This window comes from Embleya sp. NPDC055664 (genome assembly GCF_053618075.1).
Genome location: NZ_JBSHGZ010000078.1, coordinates 1 through 10,596, shown reverse-complemented (window position 1 = coordinate 10,596; position 10,596 = coordinate 1). Strand labels below are relative to the sequence as shown.

Sequence of the window (10,596 nt, the reverse complement as noted above, 5' to 3'; positions counted from 1 at the left end):
CGGCCGGGTCGCGCCCGGCCGTGCGTCCGCCCGGACCACCACATCGGCCCTAGCCGGCGGCGTTCCAGCCGCCGCCACCGCCGAACGGGCCCCAGCCGCCGCCACCGCCGCCGCCGTGCTCGTCACCGCCGCCGTAGCCCCAGCCGCCCAGGCCGCCGCCACCACCCCAGCCGCCGTCCTGCGGAACCGACGCCGGCGCCGCGTGGTCGGCGTGCGCCGTCAGGGCGAACGCCGGGCCGGCGGCCACACCCGCCATGAGCAGCGCGGCGGCAACGGTGCCGGAAGCGCGCGTGATCCTACGCATGAGATCCCCTTCTCTTCGAAGAGACCACCTCGCCCGAGGCGGTCGGGTTCATCCTGAACGCGGATCCGCGTGCGGCGGGCATCCGAACCGCCTCGAATAACCCGACGAATACCGAGACTTCCGGCATCGTCGCTGCTCACGACGCATGTCGGCGATTTTCGAAACCACCCCTACGGACGCGCTCCGCACTGCTGCATTCGGGCGATCGGTGACGAGGACCGGTCGTCGTCGGTCGGTCGGCGCAACCCGCGTTCGATGGCCTCGATGATCCGCGGGCGCAGTTCCTCGGCGCGGATGACGGCGTCGACGGAGCCGACCTCGACGGCTCGCCGAATGTCGTGCACCCGGTCGAACTCCGCTGCCACCTCGCCGAGTTTCTCCGCTCGCACCGTCGCGCGGATCTCGTCGAGCGCCGCCTTCGCCGCGGCGCGCTCCACGCCGAAGACGGTCGCGACATGCGCCTCCTGCGCCCGCACCCGCGAGTCGGCGATCGTCCGGGCCCGCACATCGCCCGCGAACACCACCGCGGCGGCGGGTGCGCCGCCCAGGACCGAGGCGAAGGAACCCTCCAGCGCAAGCACGGTCATGTTCGGGTTCAGCGCCTTGGAGAACACCACGAACGCGCCGCCGTGGTAGCGCGAGATCACGCAGAACACGATCGGCCCGCGGAAGTTCACGACCGCCCGGCCGATCTCCGCGCCGTACTCCAGTTGCAACTTCCGCATCGACTCGGGCGAGCCGTCGAACCCGGACAGGTTCGCCAACACCACCAGCGGCCGGTTGCCCGACGCGGCGTTGATCGCCCGCGCGACCTTTTTCGACGACTGCGGGAACAACGTACCGGCGGTGTAGGTGTCGGGGCCGTCCGTGGGCGGGAATCCCAAACGCGGCACCGCTCGCGACTCGATCCCGATCAGGCACACCGGCACACCGCCCAAGCGCACGTCCTGCACCGCGGCGGTGTCCGCGTCGGCCATGCCCGCCCAGCGCTCCGACGCGGGGTGATCCCGGTCGGACAGCGCGCGCATCACGGTGCGAATGTCGAACGGCTTCTTGCGGTCCGGGTTGTGCTCCGCGGAGAAGATCTCACCGACGGTGGTGAAGTCGCTGCCCGCCCACGTGTGCGGGAAGTCGCGCACGTCCCGGTCGACGGGGTCGCTCGTCGGCGCCCGTCGCGGCATCGTCTCGCCGGGTACCACGTGGGTCCGGTCGTAGTGCTCCATCAACACATCCCGCGCGGCGCCCAGGTTCGGCGCCCAGTACTGCGCCTGCCCGTTCGGGCCCATCACCCGGTCGTAGCCGCCGATGCCGAAGTTGTCCTCGGCCGACACGCCCCCGGAGAAGTCCAACGACTGCTTGCCGGTGAGCACCATGGCCGAGTCGGGGGTCATCACGAGGATGCCCTTGGTGTGCATGAGCATGGTGGCCTCGGCGTTCCAGTACGGCTGTGCGCCGACGTTGATGCCCGCGACCACGATGTTGATCTCGCCGCCGTCCTGGGTGAACGTGACGATGCGCTTGAGCGCGGCGGCCACCCAGTCCATGTTCTCCGTGCCCGACTCCATCGAGATCCGCGCACCCGACGAGAGCGCGTACCACTCCACCGGCACCCGCATGCGCTCCGCCAGGTCCAGCGCCGCGATCACCCGACGGCACTCCGGCTCGGACAGCGCCCCGAGCGACTTCGTCGGGTCGCCGAGCAGGACGACCCGGTCGATGCCCTGCGGGTGCAGCTCGGTCGGCGTGGTGACCACGCCCGCCACGATCGCCGCCGTGTTGGTGCCCCTCGGTCGGTCGACCGGCGCCAGGACGTGCTCGTCGTCGAGGTCGTACTCGACGAAGTCGCCGAGCAGACGCACCAGTTCATACGGGTAGACGGTATTGCGCGCAGCCGCGCGGAGCACCTTGCGCCGGTATTCGTCGATCGGCTCGACGGGTTCGAACGAGCGTTCGCCGACGGTGAGTTCGGTACCGCCGGAGGCGTCCATGGAGATCCGTACGGCGATCTTGTCCAGTTCACCGGTGTGCCGGCTGCGCATCCGAGCGATGACCAGGATCTCCTCCAGACCGGCGCCCTCGGTCGTCGGCAATACGCGGTCGACGAGCGTTTCCAACTCGGCACGGGTGATCTCGGTCGGCGGCCAGACGTAGATCACGATCCGGTTCGTGTCGGCGTACCCCCGCCCGGGTCGCCGGGACTGGGCGCGGCGGATCGAGTCGAGGCACGTGGCGACGACGTTCTCGGCGGTCGGCAGTGCGACCAACCTACCCTCGTGGTCCCGGAGTTCGGTGAGGTCGCGGACCTGGGCGAAGGCGACCAGGCGGTCGTCGGCGGGGTTTTCCCGGGCGACGCACTGGAAGAGGTAGACCTCCTCGTCCGAGGACGGCAGCCGGGTGAGGTCGAACTTGCTCAGCCGCTCCAACTGCATACGCTGCGCGATGTACGGGTGCAGGCCCCGGATCAACCGCTCCTCGACCATCCCGGTGTCCGACGGGCGGAACGTGAAGTGGTGGTGCATCACCGCGCCGCCGCGACCGGCCACCGTGGTGGTCAGTCGGCGCACCCGGTGTGCCAACGAGTGGGTGTCCACGACCTCGTGCAGCGCGGCGGCCATCGCGTTCGGGTTCGCCGGCTGCTTCTCCCACGCGAGATAGATGTCCGCCTCGACCGCGCCCTCGCCGTCCGCGAGTTCCGCGAGCCCGCGCAACGCGCCGCCGAGTTCGTCGAACCGCACCGCCGCGGAGACCAGGCGCGTGGCCGCCCGCTCGGCGACCACGAACGTGCAGCCGGCGACCTCGCTCGAACGCACGCCGGTGAGGCCCTTGTTGCCGTAGTACCGGCGGGTCAGCACCTCCAGCATGGTCGTGTTGTCCAGACCGTCGCGGACGAGCCGCCGGCCGAGCAGGCACACCAGCGGTTCGGTGCTGCGCACCATCGACGCGATGCGCTCGGCGCGGTCCGGGGTGTCCGGGTGCGCGTCCAGATGCCGCAGATGCCGACGGACGTCGGTGTAGACCCGGGCCCGGTTGCGGCGCAACAACGGCTGGGCCAGCCACGCGAACACCAGCCCGCGCGCGAGGTCGGCGACCACCGGGAAGCGCACCTGGGTCGCCGCGACCAGGCGCTCCAGGGCGAGGCCGACCGGCTCGCGCAACGTCGCGTCCGGCGGCGCCTCGCGCAACCACACCCGCAGCAGCGCCGAGACGACCGCGGCATCGGCGGATGCGCGTTGCCGGCCGAGGAAGATCCGGAACACCGCGGCTTCGAGCTCCGGGCACGGCTCCGGCTCGGTGACGCCGTAGTGGGCCAAGGCCTTGGCCAGCTTGGCCCGGAACGCCTGGGGCAACCCGGCCCGTTCGACGTCGAGGCTCTGCAAGTAGGTGTGGAAGTGTTCACGGGCGCTGTGCACGTGCCCCTCACCACCCACGTCCTCGCCCGCCGGGCGGTTGCGGCCCAGTTCGGCGAGGTCGGTGAACATCTCGACCAGTTCGAGCTCGTGGGCCAGCGGCCGTTCGTCGCCGTCCGACAGCGCCGCCCGGCGCGCGGCGAGGTAGTCGTCGAGCACCCGACGCTCGTCGTGCGGATCCACGTCGAAGCCCAGCAGCAGGCCGCGCAGGTTTTCCCGGCCGCGTGCGGCGCGCTCCCGGGTCGGGATCGCCTCCGGCGCGGCCGGCAGGTCCAGCTCGACGGACGCGGTGTCCTCGGCTTCGGCTTCGGCGGCGGCGAGCGGTTCCAGGCGCAACAACGCCGCTCCGACGTCGACCTGACTGCCCACCGACACGGCACATTCCTTCAACCGCGCCCGGAACGGTGCGCGCAGCACCGTTTCCATCTTCATGCTCTCCAGCACCAGGACCGGTGCGCCGGCCTCGACCTCGTCGCCGACCGCCAGGGGGGTGGCGACGACCAGGGCGGGGGCGGGGGAGCGTACGACGCCGCCCTCGTCGCGGCCGACCCGGTGGGTGACGCCGTCGACCTCGACCAGATGGGTCGGCCCGTGCGTGGCGGTGAGCAGCCGGTAGCGGGTGCCGTTGACCACGATCTGGCCGGTGTGCCGGTCGAACCGGTCGAGCTCGACATCGGCGGTACGCACCACCTCGCCCGCCTCGATGCCGACCCGGAAGCGGTGCGGGCTCACCCGCGCCACCCGCACGCGGTAGCCCACACCGCGCAGCTTCAGGTCCAGGGGGCGACCGCTCTCGTGCCGCACCTGTGGTCGCCCGCCCGCGGCGGTGGACAACAGCCGCTGCCGCTCGGCGTGTTCCTCCTCCTCGTACGCCTCGATGGCGGCGGCGGCGAGTGCGACGGCGGAGTGGCGGTGCGAGACGAGTCGGCCCTCGCCGCGCACGCGGTCGATCCAACCGGTGTCGGCGCTGCCGTCGATCAGCTCGGGCTGGTCCAGCAGGTCGAGCACGAAGCTCTTGTTGGTGGCGCCGCCCTCGATGATCACCGTGGTCTGCGCCATCGCCCGCCGCAACCGGCCCAACGCCTCGTCGCGGTCGTGCCCGTACGCGATGATCTTGGCGATCATCGAGTCGAAGTCGGCGGGGATGGTGTCGCCCTCGCTGACGCCGGTGTCCACGCGGATGCCGGGCCCGGCCGGCAGGTCCAGGCGGGCGATCCGACCCGGGGAGGGGGCAAAGTCGCGGTCGGGGTCCTCCGCGTTCAGCCGGGCCTCGATCGCATGCCCGCGCTCCGCGGGCGGCGTGCCGTCCAGCCGCTCCCCCGCCGCCACCCGCAACTGCGCCTTGACCAGGTCGAATCCGGTGGTGGACTCGGTGATCGGGTGCTCGACCTGGAGCCGGGTGTTGACCTCCAGGAACGCGAACCGCCGCTCCCCCGGGTGGTAGAGGAACTCGACGGTGGCGGCGCCGCGGTAGCCGACGGCCAGCGCCAAACGTTCGGCGGACGCCTTGAGTTCGGCCACCTGGTCCGGCGCCAGGACGGGGGAGGCGGACTCCTCGACGACCTTCTGGTTGCGTCGCTGGATCGAGCAGTCGCGCACACCCAGCGCCCACGCGGTGCCCTGGCCGTCGGCGATCACCTGGACCTCGACGTGGCGAGCGCCGGTGACCAGGCGCTCCAGGAACACGATGCCGCTGCCGAACGCGCGCGCCGCCTCCTGGCTGGTGCGCTCGTAGGCGTCGACCAACTCCGCGTCGTCCCGGATCACCCGGATGCCGCGTCCGCCGCCGCCGGCGGTCGCCTTGAGCATCAGCGGGTAGCCGATCTCGGCCGCGGCGGCCAGGGCCGCATCCAGGGTCTCCACCGCGCCGCGGCTCCACGGGGCGACGGGGACACCGACCTCCTCCGCGATCAGCTTCGAGCCGATCTTGTCGCCCAGCTTGCGCATGGCCTCGGCGCCCGGGCCGACGAAGGCCACGCCCAACTCCCGGCACAACTCGGCGAACGCCGGATCCTCCGCGACGAAACCCCACCCGACCCACGCGGCGTCCGCGCCGGTGGCCACCAACGCGCGCTCCAGGGCCTTCAGGTCCAGATACGGGCGCGCCGACGCCGGCCCCAGGTCAAACGACAGATCGGCCTCGCGCACGAAGGTGGCCGTACGGTCGACGTCGGTGTACAGAGCGACCGTCTCGATCCGGATCCCCGTTTCCGCAGCCAGCTCCCGGACGGCGTGGATCAACCGCATCGCGGCCTCTCCACGGTTGACGATGGCAACACGACTGAACACCGGACCGAACCTCCTGTGAGTCAACGATGTGCGCGCCGCGACGGGGCGGTTCCGGCGGTGACGGCATTTCCGTCCACCGGCCGCGGCCACGTCGCAGACCGGGCAGGCTACCGGGCGCGGCGCACGGGAAATGCCCACGAGTCATCGTGCGCACGCGCCTGACCAGGGCTTATCGACGAGAGCCGAGTTCCGGGGCGTGATGATCGCCTGATTGGCGGTCGCTCGTTCGGCGCAGTAGCACCCCTCAGGATCGAGCCCGGCCGTCCCGGCGGCCCTCGACGGCGGTTACCTCGTCGGCGCCTTCGTCGCGGGGCGACACCACCCGACCGGCGTCGGGGCCGCCGAGTTCGGCCGGGCCGGCGGTGAAGTCCTTGGCGAAGCCGGGGACGGTCAGCGACCGGTACGGGGCATGGCGCAAAAGCCCGGCCAGCACCCGGTAGCGCAGGCTCGGGACGCATACCACCGGCGGACGTCGCCGATGGATGGCCCGTACCGCCTGCTTCGCCACGTAGGCCGATGCGAGCGTGAGCGAGGGGGGTGGTGCGGTGATGCCGGCCCGCACGTGGAACTGCGATGCGGTGTAGCCGAGTACGAGTGCGGTGAGCGCGACGGGCGAGGTGCGGATGCGACGGGAGTAGGCCAGCGATTGGGTCATGGCCAACTCGTACGACTTGGTCGCGCCGTACGCGGTGCCCTGCCAGGCGGGCCCGAGCGCGGCCACCGAGGAGACGACCAGGATCCGGCCGAAGCCGCGCCGGAGCATGTGCGGCAGCGCGGCGTGGACGAGCCGCGACGGGGCGACGACGTTGAGCGCGAGCATGCGCTGCTCGTCCGCCCACGTGGTGCGGTCGAAGGGTGTGCCCAGGGCGGCGCCGGCGTTGTTGATCAGGATGTCGCTGCCGCACGCCGCCTCGGCCACCCGTTCGAGGTCGCCCTCGACGGTCAGGTCGGCGGGCAACGCGCGGGCCTCGACGTCGTGTTCGGCGGCCAGTTCGCTCGCGAGGCGGTCGAGGGGTTCGGCGCTGCGGGCGACCAGGATCAGATCGTGGCCGCGGGCGGCGAGGGCGCGGGCGAGGTCGGCGCCGAGGCCACAACTGGCGCCGGTGACCAGGGCCGTGGACATTACTGCCTCCTTCTCGAAACGGGCGGAAGCGAACCGCCCGGCACCCCGGGGGACGTCCTCGGGTGCGGAGGGACGAGCGAGCGCACCTCGTACGGGCCGGTTAACCGCACGGACTCGGCAAAGGTCACGCCACGTCCGCGGTCGTGCGTTCGCGGCCCTGATGGTTGCGTACTTGCGGGTGAACATCCGGGCGGGCTCTCGGTGCCGTTCCAAATGCATCGCCCCAGGTGAAGGGCCGGTTCGGGGGTGCGGGGGCGGTCGCGCGGGAGTTTTGCCCCCGACCTCGTCACCGATACACAAGATGCTCGATCGCATACCCGATCGGGGTTGCTGTACGGCGACGCGCCGCCGGGTGTGCCCGGTCCGACCGAGCAGGAAGGCATTCCCCGTGTACGCGATGCTGTGTGAGTTGCTGGTCGAGGAGTTCGGCATCGACGCCGCAGATATCGTTCCCGAAGCGACTTTCGCCACGCTGGAGTTGGACTCGCTGTCACTGGCGGAGCTGGCGGTCATCGTCGCGGACCGGACGGACAAGGACTTCCGCGGGCTCGGCAACCTGGACAAGGACACCACGTTGATCGAGGCCGCCGCGGCGTTCGAGGCGGCCCCGCGTTGCGAGGCGGTCGTCCCGGGCGCTCGCGGCGCCGCGGCCCCGTCAGACGCACCCGGTGGCGCCGGCGTTCCCTCCGGCTCGGCCTCCGTTGCGGGTGCCCCGTCCTCGGAGGGCTGAGGTGGCCTCGGTCGAGGTCGCGGTCACCGGTCTGGGCCTGGTCACCGCCGGCGGGATCGGCGTCGAAGCCACCTGGCGGACCCTGTGTGCGGGCGTTTCCACGGCCCGCCGCGACCCGGTCCTCGCCGGCCTGGCCGTCGACGTCTCCTGTAGCGTCCCCGACTTCGACGGGGACGCCCTCCTGGGTCGACGGTTGTCCCGTCGCATGGATCGCACGGCTCGCATGACCGTCGCCGCCGCGCGCGAGGCCCTGACCGACGCCGCCCTGGACCCGGGTGCCTGGGACCCCACCCGCGTCGGCGTGATCATCGGCTCGGGCGGTCCGGGCATGGAGTCCCTGACGGAGGCCATCGCGAGACTGACCGCGGATCGGGCCACCACCATCTCCCCCGCCGCGCTGCCCCGTTCCCTGCCGAACAACCCGGCCACCGAGGTCGCCCTCGACCTGGGCGCCCAGGGCACCAACTTCGCGCCCGCGGCCGGCTGCGCGTCGGGCGCGACCGCGCTGGGTGTCGCCCGCGACCTGGTGCGCGCGGGCACCCTGGACGTCGTCTTCGCCGGCGGCGCCGACACGATGTGCAACCGCATCACGGCGGCCTCCTTCGCCCAACTGGGCGCGCTGTCCACCCGGTCCGGCGACCCGGAGCAGGCGTGTCGGCCGTTCGACGCCGACCGCGACGGCTTCGTGCTGGGCGAGGGCATCGGCGTCCTGGTCCTGGAGCGGCTGGAGCACGCACGTGCCCGTCGGGCCCGAGTGCGGGCCCTGCTGTCCGGGTACGGCTCGGCCAACGACGCCCACCACGTCACCGCGCCGCACCCCGACGGCCGCGGCGCCCGACTCGCCACGCGCGCGGCGCTGGCCGACGCCGACTGGGGCCCGGGCGACGTCGACCACGTCAACGCGCACGGCACCGGCACGGTCCTCAACGACGCCGCCGAGGCCCGCTTCCTCGCGGCCACCTTCGACCGCTGCCCGCCGGTCACCGCCGTGAAGAGCGTCCTGGGCCACTCCGGGGGCGCGGGCGGCGCGATCGAGGCGGCCGTCACCGTCCTGACCCTCGAACACGGGAGCATCCCACCCACGGCCAATCACCATCGCACCGACCCCGACATCGATCTGGACGTGGTTGCCAAGGCCCCGCGCCGCCCCACTCGCCTGAACACCGCGATCTCCACCTCGGTCGCGTTCGGCGGCCAAAACGCCGTCCTCGCCTTCCGCGCAGCAACCTCAGGAGCCCCCGCATGACCGTGACCCGAGCGGAAACAACGTCGGCGTACTGCGCCGCCCCGGCCTCCGGGCGGCGGTTGGAAGAGTTGGACTGGTGGCGTTCGTGCAGTGTCCGGGTCGTCGACCCGGCCCCCGAACTCTCCGGCGTGGTGCGGTCGTTCCTGGACGACCTGACGGCGGCGTTCGTCCGCGGCGGGCACCGGCTGATCCCGTCGGCGGATCGCGAGACCCGGCTCGACGTGGTCCTGGTGGGCGTGTCCGTACCCGATGGCCCCGCCCCGCTGGCCGACCGGATCGTGGAGGAACCCACTCCGCTGCTGCTCAGGCTCCGCAAGGACCAGGGTCGGCAGGGCATGGTCGGGCGACTGGTCGCGGTCGCGGAAGTGCCCGAGCGGATGAGCGAGATGGCGCACCCCGAGGTGGTGCGCGTCGCCCGGATCCTGATGGCCAGGGTCGGCGTGTTCACCGTCGTGTTCATCACCCCGGGCACGCTGCCCGGGGAGGTCGCCGAGGCGACGCTGTGCACGATGGAGGGCGGCCACCCCACCGAGACCGAGCACGTCGCCCAGGGCATCTGCGATCGGCTGGTCGCCGCGGCGTGTGCGCACGAGGTGGCGGGCCGGCACGACGTGGTGCGCGACGCGATCACCGCCGAGGCGTGGGCCGCGGCCCGCGCACCGCGAAGCCTGGTGGCGGCCGGGACCCGGATGGGGGACCTCGGGCTGCTACCCGCGCCGCACGCGATGCGCGACTTCGTCTCGCCCCGGCTGAGCCGCACCTACGCGATGTATCTCAACCTCCAGGGCTTCAGCGAGGGCATGCTCTTCGCGTTCGATCCCGACCTCGACGCGCTCGTGGTCACCGCGTCCGGACGCTGGGGGGTCGACAAACGCGACCTGTCCACCGGCGACCTCGTGGCCGTCGACCATCATTTGGACCGGGGCCGGGTGCGCGTCCTGGCGCCCGAGGGCATGCAGCCGATGGCACCGTCGGTGGAGGCGTGGGAGGTCTGCGCGCTGTTCGAGGCGGCGCCCACCGTACGGGTCGGCAAAAACGCGGCGGGGCACTGGCAGTGGGATCCGAACGGTACCCGCGAGGTGCCGGCCATTCGGGCGGGCCTGCACGCGCACGTCGGTGTCTCGTACGCCGACCCGGCGCTGATCGAGAGCATCCCGCCGGACCGGGACCGCTATCCGTACGGGTTCGGCTGTGGCACCGACCTGATGATCGACGTGGCCCGCTCCACGCTGGCCGACTCGCGGGCGCTGCACGATCCCGAGGACACCCGCCACTACGTGCGCTGGCCGATGCTCTACCACGGCGAGATGGCCCTGGAACTCTGGGGCCCCGACCAGCCCGACGAGCCGCTGCGCGGGCTCCTGGACGTGTTCGACCCGCAGGTGCTGGGAGCCGTGCACTTCCACGCGGACCACATCGACCAACCCTGCTGAGCGGTACCCCGCACGCGCACGTGACGACGTCGGCCTCCGAGACCACCAATAGGGTCTCGGAGGC

6 protein-coding genes are annotated in these 10,596 nt (G+C 72.2%); 3 read left to right on the top strand and 3 right to left on the bottom strand.

Going from position 1 to position 10,596, the window contains the following annotated elements:
- Positions 1 to 49: 49 nt before the first annotated feature.
- The 3 genes from ACWGR4_RS47745 to ACWGR4_RS47735 all read right to left on the bottom strand — a co-directional run bounded on the left by ACWGR4_RS47745 (position 50) and on the right by ACWGR4_RS47735 (position 7,123).
- Positions 50 to 304 (bottom strand): hypothetical protein, encoded by a 255-nt coding sequence (locus tag ACWGR4_RS47745; protein ID WP_380002112.1) that lies wholly within the window; start codon positions 302 to 304, stop codon positions 50 to 52.
- A gap of 170 nt (positions 305 to 474) precedes the next feature.
- A complete protein-coding gene (locus ACWGR4_RS47740; RefSeq protein ID WP_452134351.1) occupies positions 475 to 6,000 on the bottom strand; it encodes an ATP-binding protein in 5,526 nt (1,841 codons plus the stop codon).
- A 244-nt stretch (positions 6,001 to 6,244) separates the two neighbouring features.
- Complete coding sequence (locus tag ACWGR4_RS47735) at positions 6,245 to 7,123, bottom strand: SDR family NAD(P)-dependent oxidoreductase (RefSeq protein ID WP_452134050.1); 879 nt, start codon at positions 7,121 to 7,123, stop codon at positions 6,245 to 6,247.
- A gap of 409 nt (positions 7,124 to 7,532) precedes the next feature.
- Between ACWGR4_RS47735 and ACWGR4_RS47730 the strand changes: the two genes are divergently transcribed.
- Genes ACWGR4_RS47730 through ACWGR4_RS47720 form a run of 3 tightly spaced genes read left to right on the top strand, consistent with a single transcriptional unit; the run spans position 7,533 to position 10,532 of the window.
- Positions 7,533 to 7,853, top strand: a complete 321-nt coding sequence (locus ACWGR4_RS47730) for a phosphopantetheine-binding protein (RefSeq protein WP_452134049.1) — start codon at positions 7,533 to 7,535, stop codon at positions 7,851 to 7,853.
- A gap of 1 nt (position 7,854) precedes the next feature.
- Positions 7,855 to 9,099 (top strand): beta-ketoacyl-[acyl-carrier-protein] synthase family protein, encoded by a 1,245-nt coding sequence (locus ACWGR4_RS47725; protein ID WP_452134048.1) that lies wholly within the window; start codon positions 7,855 to 7,857, stop codon positions 9,097 to 9,099.
- Positions 9,096 to 10,532 carry a hypothetical protein gene (locus ACWGR4_RS47720; protein ID WP_380002120.1) on the top strand — a complete coding sequence of 479 codons (1,437 nt, stop codon included), beginning with the start codon at positions 9,096 to 9,098 and terminating at the stop codon, positions 10,530 to 10,532. Before ACWGR4_RS47725 ends, ACWGR4_RS47720 begins: the two co-directional genes overlap by 4 nt.
- Positions 10,533 to 10,596 lie beyond the last annotated feature (64 nt).